At 65.5% G+C, this 17,761-nt stretch carries 16 protein-coding genes and 1 riboswitch; all 16 genes read right to left on the bottom strand.

Going from position 1 to position 17,761, the window contains the following annotated elements; genetic code table 11:
- Nucleotides 1-50: 50 nt before the first annotated feature.
- Nucleotides 51-1,178, bottom strand: coding sequence for an LLM class flavin-dependent oxidoreductase (locus tag ACFULT_RS12230; protein ID WP_020110838.1), 1,128 nt, complete (start codon nucleotides 1,176-1,178; stop codon nucleotides 51-53).
- Nucleotides 1,175-1,951, bottom strand: a complete 777-nt coding sequence (locus ACFULT_RS12225) for a DUF1684 domain-containing protein (protein ID WP_378481684.1) — start codon at nucleotides 1,949-1,951, stop codon at nucleotides 1,175-1,177. The genes ACFULT_RS12230 and ACFULT_RS12225 overlap by 4 nt, the downstream gene beginning before the upstream one ends.
- Entirely contained in the window at nucleotides 1,945-3,324 is a 1,380-nt protein-coding gene (locus ACFULT_RS12220; protein ID WP_378481569.1) for an NtaA/DmoA family FMN-dependent monooxygenase, read from the bottom strand. The genes ACFULT_RS12225 and ACFULT_RS12220 overlap by 7 nt, the downstream gene beginning before the upstream one ends.
- Nucleotides 3,321-4,469: an LLM class flavin-dependent oxidoreductase gene (locus tag ACFULT_RS12215; RefSeq protein ID WP_378481568.1), complete on the bottom strand. Its 1,149-nt coding sequence runs from the start codon at nucleotides 4,467-4,469 to the stop codon at nucleotides 3,321-3,323. Before ACFULT_RS12215 ends, ACFULT_RS12220 begins: the two co-directional genes overlap by 4 nt.
- Nucleotides 4,459-6,102, bottom strand: coding sequence for an ABC transporter ATP-binding protein (locus ACFULT_RS12210; RefSeq protein ID WP_033190176.1), 1,644 nt, complete (start codon nucleotides 6,100-6,102; stop codon nucleotides 4,459-4,461). Before ACFULT_RS12210 ends, ACFULT_RS12215 begins: the two co-directional genes overlap by 11 nt.
- On the bottom strand, nucleotides 6,099-6,989 hold the full coding sequence (locus tag ACFULT_RS12205; protein WP_033190175.1) for an ABC transporter permease: 891 nt from the start codon (nucleotides 6,987-6,989) through the stop codon (nucleotides 6,099-6,101). The genes ACFULT_RS12210 and ACFULT_RS12205 overlap by 4 nt, the downstream gene beginning before the upstream one ends.
- The gene (locus ACFULT_RS12200) at nucleotides 6,982-7,956 is read right to left on the bottom strand and encodes an ABC transporter permease (protein ID WP_037112284.1); all 975 of its coding nucleotides are present in this window, start codon (nucleotides 7,954-7,956) and stop codon (nucleotides 6,982-6,984) included. The genes ACFULT_RS12205 and ACFULT_RS12200 overlap by 8 nt, the downstream gene beginning before the upstream one ends.
- A gap of 2 nt (nucleotides 7,957-7,958) precedes the next feature.
- On the bottom strand, nucleotides 7,959-9,575 hold the full coding sequence (locus tag ACFULT_RS12195) for an ABC transporter substrate-binding protein (protein WP_378481567.1): 1,617 nt from the start codon (nucleotides 9,573-9,575) through the stop codon (nucleotides 7,959-7,961).
- Nucleotides 9,576-9,675: 100 nt separating this feature from the next.
- Nucleotides 9,676-9,771 (bottom strand): putative leader peptide, encoded by a 96-nt coding sequence (locus ACFULT_RS12190; RefSeq protein ID WP_378481566.1) that lies wholly within the window; start codon nucleotides 9,769-9,771, stop codon nucleotides 9,676-9,678.
- Between the two features lie 4 nt (nucleotides 9,772-9,775).
- Nucleotides 9,776-9,878, bottom strand: a riboswitch (SAM riboswitch).
- Between the two features lie 65 nt (nucleotides 9,879-9,943).
- Entirely contained in the window at nucleotides 9,944-11,044 is a 1,101-nt protein-coding gene (locus ACFULT_RS12185) for an LLM class flavin-dependent oxidoreductase (RefSeq protein ID WP_217900764.1), read from the bottom strand.
- Between the two features lie 44 nt (nucleotides 11,045-11,088).
- Nucleotides 11,089-12,528 carry an MFS transporter gene (locus tag ACFULT_RS12180; RefSeq protein WP_033190172.1) on the bottom strand — a complete coding sequence of 480 codons (1,440 nt, stop codon included), beginning with the start codon at nucleotides 12,526-12,528 and terminating at the stop codon, nucleotides 11,089-11,091.
- On the bottom strand, nucleotides 12,500-13,891 hold the full coding sequence (locus tag ACFULT_RS12175; protein ID WP_019663208.1) for an NtaA/DmoA family FMN-dependent monooxygenase: 1,392 nt from the start codon (nucleotides 13,889-13,891) through the stop codon (nucleotides 12,500-12,502). Before ACFULT_RS12175 ends, ACFULT_RS12180 begins: the two co-directional genes overlap by 29 nt.
- Nucleotide 13,892: 1 nt before the next feature.
- A complete protein-coding gene (locus ACFULT_RS12170; protein WP_378481565.1) occupies nucleotides 13,893-14,930 on the bottom strand; it encodes an LLM class flavin-dependent oxidoreductase in 1,038 nt (345 codons plus the stop codon).
- Nucleotides 14,931-15,014: 84 nt separating this feature from the next.
- Nucleotides 15,015-15,527 carry a GNAT family N-acetyltransferase gene (locus tag ACFULT_RS12165; protein WP_378481564.1) on the bottom strand — a complete coding sequence of 171 codons (513 nt, stop codon included), beginning with the start codon at nucleotides 15,525-15,527 and terminating at the stop codon, nucleotides 15,015-15,017.
- A gap of 156 nt (nucleotides 15,528-15,683) precedes the next feature.
- Entirely contained in the window at nucleotides 15,684-16,760 is a 1,077-nt protein-coding gene (locus tag ACFULT_RS12160; RefSeq protein WP_378481563.1) for an FAD-dependent oxidoreductase, read from the bottom strand.
- Nucleotides 16,761-16,767: 7 nt separating this feature from the next.
- Nucleotides 16,768-17,742 (bottom strand): ABC transporter substrate-binding protein, encoded by a 975-nt coding sequence (locus ACFULT_RS12155; RefSeq protein WP_026347448.1) that lies wholly within the window; start codon nucleotides 17,740-17,742, stop codon nucleotides 16,768-16,770.
- Between the last annotated feature and the right edge of the window lie 19 nt (nucleotides 17,743-17,761).

The following is a 17,761-nucleotide window of genomic DNA, read 5'->3' as shown; positions in this document are numbered from 1 at the left end:
ATCCCGAGGCCGCCGGCGCTACCTCGATCTGGACAACGGTGCAGGGATCTTCAGACGCGCAGCCGTGGCAGTCCCCATTCCTTCCCGAGCAGTTCGAAGGACCGCAGCCGGTCTCCGTGTCCGTGCGTCGCGGTGGTCACGACGAGTTCGTTGGCTCCCGTGGCTCGTTGCAGACCGTCGAGCTTCTCCGCCACCGTGACGGCGGAACCGACGAACTGAGTGGCGACTCGGTCCGACACCAACTCCGCCTGCTCCGCGGTCAGCGGCGCCGCCGTCTTGGGATCCGGATACGCAATGGCACCGTGTCCACTACGGATGCTGTGGACCCACTGGCCGAACGACGAGGCCAGGTACTGCGCGTCCGCATCCGTGTCCGCTACGACGACGTCCGCCGACACGACGACGTACGGCTCCTTCACGGTGTCCGAGGGCACGAACGCCGCACGGTAGGCCTCGACGGCGTCGAGCGTCGTACCGGGACTGACATGGTAGTTGGCGACGAAGGGCAATCCTCGTGCTCCGGCGACCTGTGCGCTCTGGCCACCGCTGCTACCGAAGAGCCAAACTTCGACCTGCGCACCGAGTCCGGGTGTGGCCGTCAGTTCCACACCACCGGACGTGGAGAATCGCCCACCGAGGAAGTCGAGGACGTCCTGCAGTTGGGTGTCGAAATCCGGGGCGACTGCATGTGGTTGCTGCAGCACCTCACCCGATGCGAGCACCCGCTCGGAGAGAACGAGCTTGCCGGAACGGAACGGCTTCGGGAACAGAATGCCGTCGACGACCCTTTCCTCGTGCTCGGGCTCCGGAACGTCCTTACCCGCCAGCGCTTCCTGCCTGCGCTGACCCGATCGTCCGATACCCAGGTCGATTCGACCGGGATACACGGCGTCGACGGTGCCGAACGATTCCACGACCGATGCAGCCGTGTGATGACCGATCTGTACGGCCGCCGACCCGACGCGAATCCTGTTTGTGGCGGCCGCGATCAACCCGACGAGCACGGCCGGGGACGAACTGGCGGCCGCGACGAAGTGATGCTCGGCGACCCAGTAGCGCTCGTACCCCCATTCCTCTGCCTGACGCGCCAGGTCGAGAGTGTTGCGCAATGCCTCGGCGGCGGTCGAACCTTCGCTGATCGGCGACAGATCCAGTACCGACAGCGGAACCCTGCTCACGACGCGCTGCCGAACGGACGCGGATTCTTCTCGCCCGCCTCGACCGCAACGGCGAGCTTGTTCTCCGCCGGCGCCACGGGGCACGTCGCGTAATCGGTGAACGAGCACGGCAGGTTCGACGCACGGTTGAAGTCCAGGATCACCTCGCCGCTGTCGGTCGGATCGGTCACGACGAGCGTCCTCGCGGCCGGGTACGTCGTCACACCCGACGTCGCATCGGTGAACATCACCCGCAGCCCACCGTCCTTGCCGCCGAAAGCTACGAACTGCTGCTTGTCTCCGCCCAGTTCGAAGTCGATGACACCGACCGCGGCGTGGTGGTGCTCCAGTCCCTCGACGACAGCACCGGTGGTGACGATCTTCGCCTCGGGATACGGCGTGAACGTGCCAGTGACACTCCACTTCTCGTCGGGATCGTAGGTCGGAATTCCGGAGAATTCCTGAAGGTGGGGTGATGCGGGGTCGTGCACTCGCAGCGCCACCGAACCGGTACGACGGATGACCTCGATGCGTCGGTCACCGTCCTCGACCAGAATGCCCGGTGCGCCCTCGACCGGTTCGAGCGTGGTGACCGACAATCCGTCGACATGAACGACATCCTCGTCGGCGCGCCAGCGGCCGGGAAGATCTCCGACGGTCTCGAATTCGTCCGTCAGCCAGTACAGCCCGGTGAGCGACACCCATCCGAGTGGGTCGCTGTAGTAACTCTCACGCTCGCTGTGCCACTGGTTCCACGATGCTTCGAACGTCTCGTTCACGGTGGCGGTCACGATGCTCGCACTCCTTCTCGCTCGGTGTCCGGATGGTTCAGCGCGGCGGAATCGGATCCGAAGAGGTGGCTGCGCAGCGTCGTACCGGAGTATTCGGTACGGAAGCTGCCGCGGTCCTGCAGAATCGGAACCACCTTGTCCACGAACTCGTCCAGCCCCGCCGGGGTGATGTGCGGGACGAGGATGAACCCGTCGCTCGCGTCGTTCTGTACGTAACTGTCGATCTCCTCGGCCACCTGTGCAGGCGTGCCGACGAACTGCTGACGCGTGGTGACCTCGATGATCAGTTCGCGGATGCTCAGACCCTTCGACTCGGCCCGCTCACGCCAGTCGCGCGCAACCTGCACCGGATCGGCGTGGCGGACCCGGCCTCGGGTGATGTTGACGTCGTCCGTCGGGTCTTCGTCGGGAAGCGGACCGTCGGGATCGTATTCCGACAGGTCACGCCCCCACACCTGCTCCAGGAACGAAATCGCTGTCTGCGGACCGACCTGCTGGTGGCGGATGGCGTCGGCTCGCTCCTCCGCGTCCTCGGCGGTGTCGCCGAGGACGAACGTCGCAGCAGGAAGGACCTTCAGATCGTCACGCTCCCGGCCGTACTTCGCCAGCCTGCCCTTGACGTCGGAGTAGAACGCCTGCCCCGCCTCGAGCGTGCCGTGGACGGTGAAGATGGCGTCGGCCTTCGCGGCACCGAACTCGCGTCCCTCGTCGGAATCGCCCGCCTGCAGAAGCACCGGGTGACCCTGCGGGCTACGTGGCACCGTGAACGCCGCATCGATGTCGAACTGCGGTCCGGTGTGGCGGACCTGTGCGATGTGCTCGCGACGTGCGAACACCCCGTTCTCTCGATCGACGACGAGCGCGTCGGGTGACCAGCTGTCCCAGAGCTCTCGGGCCGTGTCGATGATCTCGCGAGCACGGACGTACCGATCCGCTCGGTCCAGATATCCACCGCGGCGGAAGTTCTCGCCGGTGAACGCATCCGACGAGGTCACCATGTTCCACGCCGCGCGGCCACCGGACAGGTGATCGAGCGTCGCGAACTGCTTCGCCAGCTCGAACGGCTCGTTGAACGTCGTGTTGATGGTGCCGGCCAGCCCGAGATGCGTGGTGACGGCGGCCAACGCGTTGAGCACGATCAACGTGTCGGGACGACCGACGACGTCGAGGTCGTGGATACGGCCCCGATGCTCGCGCAGCCGCAACCCCTCGGCCAGGAAGAAGAAGTCGAACAACCCGCGCTCCGCGGTCTCCGCGAGGTGGACGAACGAGTCGAACTCGATCTGGCTCTTCGATTCCGGGTCCTGCCACACCGTCGTGTTGTTGACACCCGGGAAGTGCGCTCCCAGGTGGATTTGCTTCTTGATCGCGCTCATTTCGACGCTCCCTGTGCTGCCTGACGGCGTACTGCGTATCGGTTCTCCGGTCGTGCAAGGCCGAGCCTGCTGCGCAGCAGCAGACCGGGGCGCAGACGGGGCGTTGCACCGTCGTGCCAGGCCAAGCCGGGTACGACATCGGTCGTGATGGCCTTCACCGACTGCGCGAGCGCCAACGGTCGCAGGGTCACGCCGTCGACGACGCCGGATGCGGCGAGGCCGTCGAGCAACTCCTGCAGTTCCGCGGCGTTCCCCCGGAAGCTCACCGAGTCCGGCACGTACGGCGACCAGCTGTTCAGCTGATCGACGTCGGCCGCCGCGGTATCCGAGACGTGCACTTCGAGATCGAGCACCACGTGAACCTCGGCAGGGTCACGTCCCTCGGCCACGACGGCACGACGCACCCGCGCGGCCACGACGGCTGCGTCGTCGATCGTCGGCGCGGAGATTCGCGCGATGTCCGCGCGCTTGGCGGCAACGGCCGTGGACGGGTCGTCCTCGGCCCGGACGACGACGATCGGCTGCCCTTGCGGCGGGCGCGGCGTGATGGACGGGCCCTTCACCGAGAAGTAGTCGCCCTCGAAGTCGATGTAGTGCAGTTTGTCTCGGTCGATGAAGCGTCCGGTGGACGCGTCGCGAATCTCCGCGTCGTCCTCCCAGCTGTCCCACAACCGGGTGACGACCTCGGCGGCGTCGTCGGCCTCATTCCAGAGTTCGTCGACGGTCTGCGGGCCCTTGCGCCCGAACAGCGTCGCTTCGTCGGCGTCCTGCGAGACAGCGACTTCCCAGCCTGCGCGACCCGACGATGCGTAGTCGATGCTCGCGATCTGCTTCGACACGTGGAACGGCTCGGTGTGCGTGACGGTCACCGTCGGGACGAGGCCGATCGAGCGGGTGCCCGCGGCAGCCCGTGCGGCGATCGCCGCCGCCTCGATCCTGCCCAGTTCGACGCCATCACCGCTCTGAAGCGCGAATGCGTCGGGGAGGAACGCGATGTCGATCCCTGCGCGGTCGGCCGCCTCGATGTGATCGGTCCAGTACTGCGCGGTGAACAGTTCCTCGGCGCGAGAATCCTCCCGCCGCCAGGCATGCGGGTGAATTCCGGCTCCGCGCAGTTCGACGGCGATCAAGAACTTATCGGGCACCTGCGGTCTCCTTGTCGTGACTTCTCGGGCGCGAGTTGCCGGGAATGGCCGCCAGCAACTCACGGGTGTACTCACGCTGTGGCGAATCGAATATCTGTGCCGTCGGCCCGTATTCGACGATCGTCCCGGATTGCATCACCGCGACGGTGTCGCTGATCTGCCGCACGACGGCGAGGTCGTGCGAGATGAACAGGTAGCTCAGGTCCAGTCCGGTCTGCAACTCGTCGAGAAGGTCCAGAATCTGAGCCTGCACCGAGACGTCGAGTGCGGACACCGGTTCGTCCAGAACCACCAGGTCCGGCCTGAGTGCCAGCGCTCGCGCGATCGCAACGCGCTGGCGTTGCCCGCCGGACAGTTCCGCGGGTTTGCGCCGGGAGTAGTCGGCAGGCAACGCGACTCGATTCAACAGCTCCGCGGTCCGCGCCGAACGCTCGGCACTCGTCCCGACCTTGAACGCGTCGAGTGGTTCCTCGATGATCTGCTCGACGGTCAGTTTCGGGTTGAGCGAGGCGTAGGGGTTCTGGTACACGATCTGAACGCGTCGGCGAAGATCACGAAGCCGCGAGCCACGCAAGCCCGTCACCTCGGTCCCGTCGAACTCGACGCGCCCGGACGTCGGCTTCTCCAACCCGATGGTGATGCGCGCCAACGTCGACTTGCCGGATCCGGACTCCCCCACGAGCGACAGTGTCCGCCCACGTTCGACCGTCAACGACGCAGCCTTCACCGCATCGAGGTGCACACCGCCTTTCGGGTCGTTCCGCAGGCTCCACTCCTGCCGTCCGATTCGGAACGTCTTGGACACCTCGGTGGCCGTCAGAATCGGTGTCGTCGACGGCCTGGCCGGCCGCAGTGCCGTCCCCAGGCTGGGTGCGGCTGCCAGCAGCGACCTCGTGTACTCGTGCTTCGGGTTCGCGAGAACTTCGGAGGTACGCCCGGTCTCGACGATGTCACCCTTGCTCATGACGACGAGCCGGTCGGCGCGGTCGGCAGCGACCCCGAGGTCGTGCGTGATGAGCAGAACGGCCGTCCCCGTCTCGGCGATACGGGCGTCCAGGTGGTCGAGGATGCGGCGCTGCACGGTGACGTCGAGCGCGGACGTGGGCTCGTCGGCGATCACGAGCTCGGGCGTGCATGCCAGTGCGATGCCGATGAGAACGCGTTGACGCTGACCGCCCGAGAGATCCTGCGGGTACTGCTGGGCCCGCACCTCGGGGTTGTCGATCCCGGCCTCGGTGAGGATCCTGATCGCTTCGAGCTTCGCCGACCGCTTGGTGGCCAGCCCGTGCACGCGGAGCACCTCGGCCACCTGCTCACCGACTCGGATGACCGGGTTGAGCGACGTCGTCGGGTCCTGGGGAACCAGACCGATGTGAGCCCCGCGCAGGCGGTCCAGCACCTTCTCGGAGGCATCGTCGATCCGCTTGCCGTCGAAGCGGACTTCGCCGGAAGTGATGCGACCCGCGCCGGGAAGCAGACCGATGATCGCGTGTGCCGTCGTCGATTTGCCCGATCCGGACTCACCCACCACCGCCACCACTTCGCCGCGCTCGACTGTCAGCGACACTCCTCGGACCGCGGCACCGTTGCCGTAGTCCACCTGGAGGTTCTCGACTTCCAGAATGGGGCTCATCGTGTGCCTCCCTCGATTGCGTGGCCGACGCGGTGCGCCGACAGGACGACGGCCACGATCACCAGGCCGGGCAGTGTGGTCATCCACCATGCGGTGGCCAGGAAACTCCGGCCCTCGGAGATCAACGATCCCCACTCGGGTGTCGGTGGAACAGCGCCGAATCCGAGGAAACTGAGGGCGGACACCGCCAGCACCGCCTGGCCGAATTCCACTGCGGCAAGGGCGATGACCGGTCCGTAGGAGTTGCGGAGAATGTGGCGCCCGAACACGTCGTACCACCGGACGCCGGAGGCGTAGGCGGCTTCGACGTACAGCGACTGCCGCACACGCAGCACTTCGGAGCGCATGACGCGCGCGAAGTTCGCGACGAGGGAGACACCGACAGCGATGGCGACGTTGCGTGTACCGAACCCGAGCGCCGTGACCAACGCCAGCGAGAGAAGAAGTGCTGGAATCGACAGCAACACGTCGACGATGCGCATCAGGATCGCGTCGACGACGCCGCCGACGGCGCCTGCGAGCAGACCGATCAGCGATCCGGCCACGAGTGCAATCGCGACCGCGAACAACGTTGCGGTGAGCGACAACCCGGCACCGTGGACGACGCGGGTGTAGAGGTCACGTCCGATGTTGTCGGTTCCGAACCAGTGCGCCGCGCTCGGCCCTTGCAATTTGTCCGCAGGCGTTCCCTTCAGAGGGTCCCCACTGGCGAAGAGCGAGGGAAACAATGCGAAGCCGACGGCGAGAACCAGTACGACGACCGACAGCGCCAGCCAGATGTTCTTCACCAGTGACCGCACACGCGGTCTACGACGAACAGGGTTCGGCTTCGGGACGACGGGTTCAGCGGTGGCGACCGTCTCGACGCGGGTCAGGATGTCAGACATGTGCCTTCTCCTTCGCGGGAGCGGACTGCTTGTACTCGGACACGATCCGAGGGTCGATCAACGGATAGAACAGGTCGACCAGCAGGTTGACCAGAACGAACACCAGCGACGTCAGAACGACGATGCCCTGTACCACAGGAATGTCCTGCGCCAGAACGGACGTCTGAGTCAACCTGCCGACACCGGCCCTGGAGAAGACCGTCTCCACGACGACCGATCCGGCGAGCAGGTTGCCGACGAGTACACCCGCGATGGTGAAGGCCGGAATCGAGGACAGCCGCACGACGTGCTTGGTCTGTACTCGCAGACGTGACACTCCCTTGGCGCGGGCAGATTCGACGAACGGTTGCTTCCAGGTCGTGGTCATCGATGTGGCGAGAACCTGAGCGATCACGGCACCCGTCGGCAACGCGAGCGTGATCGCAGGCAGCACGAGCGACGACGCTCCCTGGTCACCGAACGCGGGGAAGATCCTGAGTTGGAACGAGAACACCTGCAGCAGAAGCAGCCCGACCCAGAAGGTCGGCACCGCGACGCCCAACGGCGGGATGGAGAACAGAAGGGTACGCAGCCACTGGACACGCGTGTAGGTGGCCAGGAAGGCAACCGATCCGCCGAAGATCAGCGACAGCACCAGCGCGGTCGTCGCCAACGCCAGGGTGCTCGGCAGTGCGTCGAGGATGGCCGTCGTGACCTTCTGACCGGTGGCGATGGAAAACCCGAAGTCACCTCGCACTGCACCGCTCAGAGAGTTCCAGTACTGCACCCACACCGGCTGATCCAGTCCGTATCGCGCCTGCAACTCGGCGATGGCCGCCGCGTCGACGGGCGTACCGGACCCCGCCGAGTCGGCGGCGATGCTGACGGGGTCCGACGGCAGAAGGAACAGCACGATGAACGAGATCGTGAACGCCGCCCAGAGAACGAGGACGGCCTGCACGACGCGCAGTGCGAGATAACGAATCATGGTTATTGTCCGCTCAGCCAGGTGTCGAAGAACTGCAGCCGGGCCGACGCCTCGAACTTCAGGTCCTGCACGTTCGGTCCGGCACCGATGGCCTGCGACAGTTCGATCGTCGGAATCCACAGTCCGTTGTCGAGAACCTGCTGCTGCGCGGTAGCGATGATCTCGTTCCTGGCAGCGGTGTCGGTGGTGGCCAACTCCTCGTCGAGCGAGGCGTCGAGGTCGGGAATCGGTCCGCGGGCGTTGAGGTTTCGCCCGTCCACGGCGAAGGACGTACGCAGGATGTCGCCGTCGGCGCGGGTGCTGTTGTAGTACGTCGAGTCGTAGTCCTTCGTCCCCTGACGCGCCGTGGCCTCGGAATTGGAAACGAGCTCGAGCTGCAGATCCACTCCGACGTCGCGAAGCTGCTGCTGCGTCAGTTCGAGGATCGCCTGATTACCGGCGAACACCGCGCTGAACATGACCTTGAACGAGAGCTTCTGGCCGTCCTTCTCGCGGATTCCGTCGGCACCGGGCACCCAGCCTGCTGCGTCGAGAATCGATTTCGCCTTCTCCGGGTCGTACGTGACGTCCGCCAACTCCGTGTAACCGGGGGTCTTGCTGGCCAGCGTGCTCGTCGCGACCTTGAAGTCGGGTCCGAGAATGGTGTCGATCAGTTCCTGACGGTTGATCGCCGGCACCAGCGCCTTACGGACCTCGGGATCCTGCAGCACCCCGCGAGTGACGTTGGGTTGGAAGCCGAACGGTGTGCCCGGGTTGGACGTCGTCAGAATCTGCCCTCCGGTGGCCTCGATCTGCGGCGCGTCCTGAGGAAGCGCGTCGGAGATGGCGTCGAGCTGGTTGGAGGACAAGCTGCCGGTACGCACACCCGACTCGGGTACGACGGTGAACTCGATCGTGTCGAGGTATGCCTCGCCCTCGTGTCCGAACACGTCCGAGCCCCAGTCGTACCCGGTGCGCTTGGCCAACGTGACCGACCTGTCCTGCTGATAATCGGCGTAGGTGAACGGCCCGCTGCCGACGTTGGAGCCGTCGCACCGTTCCTCGGCAGGCTTGGCGACGGTGGACAGCGCCTGAAGGCCCAACTGCGCCGTCGACGTCGCCTGCAGGAACTGTGCGTTCGGGCCGTCGAAGTCGACCTGCGCAGTGAGCGGGTCGACGACAGTGGTGCCCTGGTAACCCGACAGGTAGCTACCACCGAGCGGCGACTTGGCCGTGGTCAGGATGTTCACGATCGAGTCGAAATTGGCCTTCACCGCCTCCGCGTCGACCGGTGTGCCGTCGCTGAACGTGACACCGTCCTTCAGCGTGAACGTGAACGACGACGCGTCGGGTGCGACTTCCCAGCTCTCTGCGAGCCAGGGAGTGATCTCGCCCGTCTCCGGGTCCTGATCCGTCAGCGAGTCGACGACCTGCCTGACTACGTAGATCGTCTGGTTGGTTCCCGACTGAGCGGGGTCCGAGCAGGTGGGAGCCCCCGACAGTCCGTAGCGCAGAGTGCCACCGGCGGTGGGCTCACCGGCGTCGGCCGCGGTGGATGCCCCGCCACCGCCACAAGCTGTGAGCACGATACTCAGGGCAGCGACAGCGCTGACACCTGCAAAAACTGAACGTGAAGACACCGAGATACTCCGGATCTTGATAGGACGCCATCGACGCGCGCGAGATCGCCGCGCCGAACCAGGCGGAAAGGGATGAAGAGCGTGCAGTCCGAGTTGAAACTCAGCGGCGACAGATCGAGCCGGACAACCGGCACAGATCCACGTGAATACGGCCCCAGGCCGTGACGAAGCCCTCGCTGTGCTGCGTGCTGTTCATCGTTCCTCCATCGGTCCCGGCGGTAGCACCCTCACCCGCGTGTTTCACCCCGCGGGGGGTTGCTGCGACGTCATGGAGCCAGGTCTCTCGGTCGCTCTGGATGGTGTTTCGCCGACGAGTCTACGACGACGCAGGCGGGTCACGCCAATTGGGTAGGTTTCCTACCGGCAAACTAGGTGAAGTTCTTGCGCAGTACTTCCCCGAAGTGCTCGGCCTCCTCGAGGTGCGGATAGCCGGAGAAGATGAACTCCTCGATCCCGACGCCGACGTACTCGCGGATTCGCTCGGCCACCTCGTCGTGGCTCCCGACGAGGGCCGTGCCCGCTCCGCCGCGGACCAGCCCGAAACCGGCCCACAGATTGGGTCCGACCACAAGCTTCGTTCGGTCCCCACCGTGCAGATCCAGCATTCGCCGCTGCCCTTCGGATCCGATGCTGCGCAACGCTTTCTGGCGCCGCGCAACGAGTTCGTCGTCGACACCCGAGATCAGATTCTCCGCGACCTGCCACGCCTCCTCACTGGTTTCCCTCGTCACCACGTGCAGGCGAATCCCGCCGCGAATGCTCCGCCCCTTCTCCCTCGCGGCGGCCTTGACCGCGGCGAGCTTGTCCGCGACCTGCGCGGGCGGTTCTCCCCAGGTGAGAAACACGTCCGCCTCGGAGGCTGCGACGTCGATCGCCTCCGGCGAGGACCCGCCCAGGTACACCTCGGGCAGCGGAGTAGATGCGTACCCGCCGAATCCACCTGCAGGCCGGTCCACCTCGTAGAACTCACTGTGCACCGAGACTGCCTCGCCGTCGCCCACGGCTCGCGCGATCTGGAGGAACTCCTGCGCTCGACGGTACCGCGACTGCTTGTCCAGCGTGTCGCCGTACGCTCGCTGCTCGGCGTCGTCTCCACCGACGACGACATTCAACAACGCACGTCCGGCCGACAATCGTTGGAACGTGCTCACCATCTGCGCGGACAGGACAGGCGCCACGGCACCGGGACGAAAAGCCACCAGGAACTTCAGATTCTTCGTCGCCGAAATCAGCGCTGACGTCACCAGCCACGCGTCCTCGCAGTGCGCACCCGTCGGCGTCAGAACCGCGTGAAAACCCAGCCGATCGACGGTCTGCGCGACCTGCGTGAGGTAGTCGAGCGACGCCTCCCGGTGGCCGGTGTCCGCAACGACGACTCCGGTGGCCCCGATGCCGACTCCGTGCGACGCGCCACCCAGACGTTCGTCGTCACCGCCCGTCGGGAGAAACCACGAGAACTTCGGTGTCACCGAGGCCTTCTGGCTCACTTCAGTTCGTGTCGCTTCTGTTCGTGTCACTGCTGTCTCCGATCAGCTCTACGCCTGCTGTCCGTCACTGCACATACGAGAGACCCGATCAGCATCATGCCACTGACCCCGAGTCCGAGGCCTGCCGCACGCCCGAAGTCGGTGTCGTCGGCCGCGAGCACCCCCAGGTAGATACCCGGCACCGCGGCGAGGGAAATTGTTGCCGAAAGTCGTTGGGACAGTTGCAGAAATCCGGCCGCGACGCCGTTGGCCTGGGGAGGCGAGTACTCGAGCGTCATCGCGCGATTCGGTGCGTCCACGAATCCACTTGCCACGCCGGACAACACCGCGAGCACGACGAACGCCGGTACCGTCGCACCCCGGGGCAGGTATGCGATCACGCCGATGTAGCCGGCCACCACGAACAGTTCGAGCACGATCGCACCGACCACGGCACTCCGGCCGAACTTCGCTACGACCCTCCATCCGAACGCAGACGTCACCGCCATCAGAATCGAACTGCCGACCATGATCAGAGCGGCCTGCAGCGCGGGGTATCCCAGGCCCTCGATGAGGTAGAGACTCAGCACCGCCTGCAGCGCCAGCACGGCGCCGAACCAGAACATCGCAACGGCCGTCCCCAGCGTGTATCCCTTGGCGGCCAGCAGTGCAGGCAGGAGAACGGGTGTGCCGCCCCTCGACGCGAAACGCTTCTCCCAGAACCAGAAGCCCACCAGCAGTCCCACGGATCCGACCACCGACAGGGTCGAGAACACCGCGCCGAGCGAAGACACCATGGGCAGCAACAGCAGCAGCGTCGCGACACCGAGTGCGAGGAGGCCGAGCACGTCGATGCTGGCGCCGGAGCGTCTACTGGAATCCCTGCGTAGCCACAGGGAACCCGCGATCAGGGTCGCTACGGCGAACGGGACGTTGAGCAGCAACAGCAGGCGCCAGCCGACGTCTGGATCGGCAACGCCGAGAAGCGTTCCGCCGAGGATCGGACCACAGAGGCCTGCCAGGCCGCCCGCCGTGCTGTAGACACCGAGTGCCTTCGCGCGTTCGCGGCCACTGTACCGATCGGTGATGATGCCCAGAACCTGCGAGCTGACGGTGCCGGCACCTATCCCCTGTCCCAGCCGCGCTGCGACGATCATCCACGGCTCGGCCGCACCTGCCCCGATCAGGCCCATGACGGAGAACACACCGAGTCCTGCGAGGAACAACCGTCGTCGCCCGATGACGTCGCCCAGCCTGCCCGCCGGTACCAGCGCGAGACCGAACGTCAGGGAGTAACTCGCCAGAATCCATTGAACCTCGGACGTGCCCGCATCCAGTGACGACCGGATCGCGGGCACGCCGATACTCAGAACCGCGGAGTCCAGAAGGGTGGTGAACCCCGCTGCCGCGCAGACGTATACGTCCTTTCGCGAGACACCGGTTCGTTGCTGCTCGAGATCAGCCTGCAGCGCTGCTATCGGTCTCACCGGTCTTTCTCCACGTCAACGGTTCGCGAAGACCGAGATGACCACGCAACGTGGTCTCCGTGTACTCGGTCCGGTACGCACCGCGCTCCTGCAGTTCCGGAACCAGCCAGTCGACGATCTCGTCGAGGCCACCGGGGACGATGTACGGCGAGATGTTGAATCCGTCCGTCGCTCCTTCGCGGACCCATTTCGTGAGCTCGTCGGCGACCTGCCCTGGCGTACCGGCGAACCCGGAGCGCGCCGTCGTCTCGATGGCGACCTCGCGTAGCGAGAGGTTCTTGGCCTCGGCCAATGCGCGCCACTCCTTGGCGATGGCGTTGGGATCCTTGCCGTCGCGGAACGCACCCCGGGTTCCGGAGATCGGCGCCGATACCGGATCCTCGGAGGGCAACGGCCCGTCCGGGTCGCGATCGGACAGATCCTTGCCCCAGACGAGGCCGACGAGCGACAGCGCGGTCGGACCGGTGAACTGTCCCTCCCGAACCCACCGCTCCTTCTCCTCCACCTCGGACGCGTTCTCCGCCAACACGATCTGAGTACCGGGAAGAATCTTGATGTCGTCCTCCGGACGACCCGCGGCGCGGAGCCGGGCGCGGATGTCGTCGGCGAAGGTCAGTGCCTCGTCGAAATCGGTTCCGTGTCGAGAGAAGATGACGTCGGCGTTCGCAGCAGCGAAATCGCGACCGGTCGACGAGTCACCGGCTTGGAAGATGACGGGATGCCCCTGCGCGCTGCGTGGCAGAGTCGCATCGAGCTCGAGGTCGAACTGGGACGTCGTTCTCGACACCCGCTGGACGGCGTTCTTCTCGGCCCAGTACTGGCTGTCACGCGAGGTCGCGAGTGCGTTGTCCGACCAGGAATCCCAGATGGCACGGGCAGTCCGGATGAACTGTCCGGCTCGCTCGTAACGCAGTTCGTGGTCGAGAAAGCCGCCGCGCCGGAAGTTCTCACCCGTCCACGCATTGTCGGTGGTGACGGCATTCCATCCCGCCCGGCCGTCGGACAGAACATCCAGGCCGGCCAGACGACGCGCGAGATCACCCGGCTCGTTGTACGTCGTGTTCTGAGTCGCGACCAGGCCGATCCGAGACGTGATGCCGGCCAACGCGGACAATTGCGCGATCGCGTCGGGACGGCCCGCGATGTCCAGGTCGAGTATCTTGCCTTCCTGCTCGCGCAGGCGCAGGCCTTCACCGAGGAAGAACGCGTCGAACAGTCCCCGTTCCGCGGTCGTGATCATCCGACGGAACGTCTCGAAGTCGATCTGCGAACCGCTGGCCGAATCCGACCAGATGGTGGTGTGATTGACGCCTTGGAAGAAGACACCGAAGTGAACCTGGGCGTCGGGGCGGTACGGGCTCATGTCAGACCCTTTCGTAGCGGTTGGCGGGCCGAGTCAGTCCGAGGTTGGCGCGCAACGTCGATCCGGGTACGGGTCGATGTGCAACACCTGACTTCAACAGCGGCGGTATGACGTAGCGCGCGAGGGCCGGAAGGTCCTCGTCGACGACGGTCGGAAACAGGCGAACGCCGTCGTATCGCGTTGCGATGTCGGTCAGAAGGTTCACCAATCCGGCCGCGTCACCGACGTATTCGCGCCGTCCGCTCGTCGGCGCACTCCCCTGCGAATTCAACAGCTCCGTACGTTCGGACGCCGTGACGCCGGACGCGTCGAGCGTGACGTCCAGTTCGAGGAACGTGAGCCCGTCGCCGCGGTGTGTGCTCTCGTTCGACTCGAGCACGACGTCGACCTGATCCCGGTCGTCTTCGGTACCGAAGACGACCAACTGCCCCTGCGGCGGCCTCGGCACGATCGCCGGGCCCTTCACCGAGAAGCTCTCGCCCTCGAAGTCCACGTAGTGCAGCTTGTCTCGGTCCAGGAAGCGTCCGGTCGCGACGTCACGCACAACGGCATCGTCCTCCCACGAATCCCACAACTGCCGTACGACGGTGATGGTGTCCGCCTGTTCGCGGTCCAGGTCCACCGCAGACTCGACGAGGGGACGGCCCCACGCCCGCGCCGCAGCAGCGTCGTCGACCCGCACCGGAATCCATCCGCCGCGGCCACGGGACGCGTAGTCCAGCGTGGCGAGCTGCGAGGCGGTGTGGAACGGCTCTGCGTAGGTGGTCCCGACGACGGGAACCAACCCGATCGTCGACGTGGTCGCAGCAACGAACGACGCGCGGTTGACGGCGTCGACCCGGGCGCTCACGTCCCCGGTGGGAGCCACGATGGAGTCGTCGAACGTCGCGAACGTGAATCCTGCGTTCTCCGCGGCAGCGACGCGGCGGCCGAGCACTCGACCGGACAGGGATTCGCTCGGTACGTGCGCCGCCCGACGCCATGCCGCTGGATGCGTTCCCTCCCCGTCCAGTTCGATACCGAGGGCGAAAATGCTCATATCAGAACCTCTTTCGGAGAACTGTCGGAAACCAGCGGCCGACGGGGGTCCGGCGGTGAGTCATCGGGCTCATCGGCAGAAAGTTCATTCTGCGCCCTCACAGCCCAAGGACTTCTCGAACGGATGAACGCCGACGTCCGCCGAGGGCAGCGACCGATCGTAGAGGGCTGTGTACCCGGTGGACAGGTACAGCGCAACAGCCTCGGGCTGATTCCAACCAGTGGTCAGGTAGACACGGCGGTAGCCCCGCTCGGACGCGATACGCTCGAGTTCCGCAACGACGAGTTTCCCGTAACCCCTCTTACGATGCGAGGCCGACGTCCAGATGCGTTTCAATTCCGCAGTGGTGGCGTCGTACTGACGAAAAGCTCCCCCGGCCACCGGAACACCTTCGGCGATCGCCACCACCAGCGCACCGCCCGGTGGCTCGAACTCGTCGGCCGGATACGACGTCAACTCGCTGTACATCTGCCCCGGCGTGGTGTCGTACCGGCTCGAATACTCGAGTGCCAGCTCCTCGATCAGCGGCGCCGCCAGCGGATCGGTCTGGTGGACGGCAACGAACTGCAGTGCTGTGGTTCCCAGCGAGGTTGTCATGTTTCTCCTCCATCGGTCCTGGCGGGAGCACCCGCACGCACACGGCGTGATGGTTGCTGCGACGTCGTCGAGCCAAGGTCTCTCGGTCGCTCTGGATGGTCTGGATGGTGTTTTCAGTTGTACGAACCGGGACCGGTGCTGTTCCATTCCCGATTGCTAGGAAATCTGTCGAGCTCCCAGCCGGAACAAGGGTGTCTCGGACGTCCCACCGTCGACCAGGTCCGCGACGAGCTCGCCGATCGCAGGCGCGAATTTGAAGCCGTGTCCGGAGAATCCACCGGCGACGGTCAGGTTCCCGACACGGTCGACGACGAAATTGGAGTCGGGCGTTGTGGTGTACAGGCAGGTCAGAGGGTCGGCTGATTCGGCGTCGACGCCGGGCAGCCAGGTGCGGGCATACGTCTGCAGTCGGTCGACACCGTCCTCGCGAGCGACGAAATCTCGCGTGTCGGGATCGACGATCGGTCCGGTTCCGTGTTCGCCGATCTTGACGCCCTCTTCGCCCTGCAGACCGTAGATCCCCTCACCGTCGAGTTCGGCGCCGGGGTGGTGGATGAAGCTCGGCCAGTCGGCCGAGATGGTCGGTAGGAAGTGTGCGGGTTGTTCCTGTGTGGTGACCAGTTCGGGCAGGGTGACGTGCGAGTCGACTACCTTCGACGTCCAGGCACCTGCGGCGACCACGATGTGGTCGGCCACGTAGGTGTGCGCGTCGGTGGACACCTCGCTCGCGGAGATGCTGCGCACCGGACTGCCGTACTCGATTCTCGCCCCGAGGGCGGCAGCCGCAGCGGTGAACGCGGCCACACTACGGTCGGCGTGCAACCGCCCGGCGTCCGGGTGATAAAGCACGGTTGTGTCGAATTTCAGCCCTGCCCAACGCTTCTGTGCCTCACGCGGTTCGAGGACCTCGCTCGCCAGCCCGGCCTTCGCGAGCGCCTCGACGCGCGGAGTCACGATGACGGGTGCACCGTGATCGACGGCGCCCGTGAGCGTCAGTAGCTCTGTAGCGGTGTCGTTTTCGAGCTTTCGCCACAGTGTGTACGCACGCGCGGCGAGGTCGACGTAGTAGTCGTCGGCGTAGGCATGACGGAAGATGCGGGAAGTTCCGTGTGACGCGCCGTTACGATGGCCCGGCGCGAATTGTTCCAGCAGGGTGACACGGTGGCCACGCCGTGCGAGCACCCAGGCGGACGCCGCACCGATCACTCCGCCACCGACGACTACTACGTTCATGTACCGATTATCCAGCCTTGCGCGGCAGACCCGGCGGGTTGACGACCGATTCGGTGACTGCCTCGTCCTTCAGGCCCCACCGGTCGATGACCTTCTGGTAATCACCGGTCTCGATCGCATGGTCGATCGCCTCCTGCACGGCCTCGATGAGCCCGTTGTCCTTCTTCGTCGTCACGGCGATCTCCCCCTGCAAAGCGTCGCCTGCTCCGGAGACCGTGCCGATGATCTTGCTCTCGCCACTGGTGGCAGCGTGATAGACAGCGCTCGGGTTCGGCCCGACGTAGCCGTCGATGCGACCGGAAGACAGTGCGAGGTAATAGTCGGACGTGTTCTGGTAGTAGGCGATCTCGGCCGGAGCCAACCCGTCGGCGATGTTGGCCTCGTTCCACTCCACCAGCAGCTGCTCCTGGTTGGTACCCGATCCGACACCGATCTTTTTGCCCGCGATGTCCTCTCGCTTGTCGACAGTCCAGTCCGTGTCCTTCTGCGTCTCGAACGCGAGGTTGTCCAGACGGTACGTCGCGAAGTCGTACTTGTCCTTGCGCTCCTCGGTGACCGTGACGTTCGAGATGAAGACATCGTTCTCGCCCGAGTCGATCTTGACGAAGTTCTGCGCCCAGTCGGCGACGGTGATCTCGGGCTTCAATCCCAGGATGTCGGCAATGAGGATGCCGAAGTCGACCTCGGATCCGACGACGGTGGTGTCGTCGGTGGCGTAGAAGCGCAGCGGCGGGGCAGTTCCGGATGTTCCGGCGATGGTCAGCACGCCGCTGTCACGGATCGCCTGCGGAACCTTGGCTGCGATGTCGTCCACCTTGTCGGCGTGGACGCGGCCTTCCTGCTCCGGCGAGAGATCGAAGGTCTGACCTGTCTCGGTCACCACCTCGGATTCCGCCGCCGGCTCGCTGCATGCGGTGAGGGTCACGGCCGCAGCAGAGAGTGCAGACGCGAGGACAATAAGTCCCCGGTTGAATCTGGGCATGGTTGTTCCTTGTGTTGTG

This window comes from Rhodococcus sp. NPDC057297 (assembly GCF_042667435.1).
In the GTDB taxonomy this organism is placed as follows: Bacteria; Actinomycetota; Actinomycetes; order Mycobacteriales; family Mycobacteriaceae; genus Rhodococcoides.
Note: the sequence above shows the minus strand (reverse complement) of the source record. Positions and strands in the feature narration are given on the sequence as shown.

Excerpts from the sequence above, each read along its gene's own strand:
- ACFULT_RS12220 (WP_378481569.1), bottom strand. The coding sequence starts at position 3,324 with ATGAGCGCGATCAAGAAGCAAATCCACCTGGGAGCGCACTTCCCGGGT.
- ACFULT_RS12210 (WP_033190176.1), bottom strand. The coding sequence starts at position 6,102 with ATGAGCCCCATTCTGGAAGTCGAGAACCTCCAGGTGGACTACGGCAAC.
- ACFULT_RS12205 (WP_033190175.1), bottom strand. The coding sequence starts at position 6,989 with ATGTCTGACATCCTGACCCGCGTCGAGACGGTCGCCACCGCTGAACCC.
- ACFULT_RS12200 (WP_037112284.1), bottom strand. The coding sequence starts at position 7,956 with ATGATTCGTTATCTCGCACTGCGCGTCGTGCAGGCCGTCCTCGTTCTC.
- ACFULT_RS12190 (WP_378481566.1), bottom strand. The coding sequence starts at position 9,771 with ATGAACAGCACGCAGCACAGCGAGGGCTTCGTCACGGCCTGGGGCCGT.
- ACFULT_RS12175 (WP_019663208.1), bottom strand. The coding sequence starts at position 13,891 with ATGAGCCCGTACCGCCCCGACGCCCAGGTTCACTTCGGTGTCTTCTTC.
- ACFULT_RS12170 (WP_378481565.1), bottom strand. The coding sequence starts at position 14,930 with ATGAGCATTTTCGCCCTCGGTATCGAACTGGACGGGGAGGGAACGCAT.
- ACFULT_RS12165 (WP_378481564.1), bottom strand. The coding sequence starts at position 15,527 with ATGACAACCTCGCTGGGAACCACAGCACTGCAGTTCGTTGCCGTCCAC.
- ACFULT_RS12160 (WP_378481563.1), bottom strand. The coding sequence starts at position 16,760 with ATGAACGTAGTAGTCGTCGGTGGCGGAGTGATCGGTGCGGCGTCCGCC.
- ACFULT_RS12155 (WP_026347448.1), bottom strand. The coding sequence starts at position 17,742 with ATGCCCAGATTCAACCGGGGACTTATTGTCCTCGCGTCTGCACTCTCT.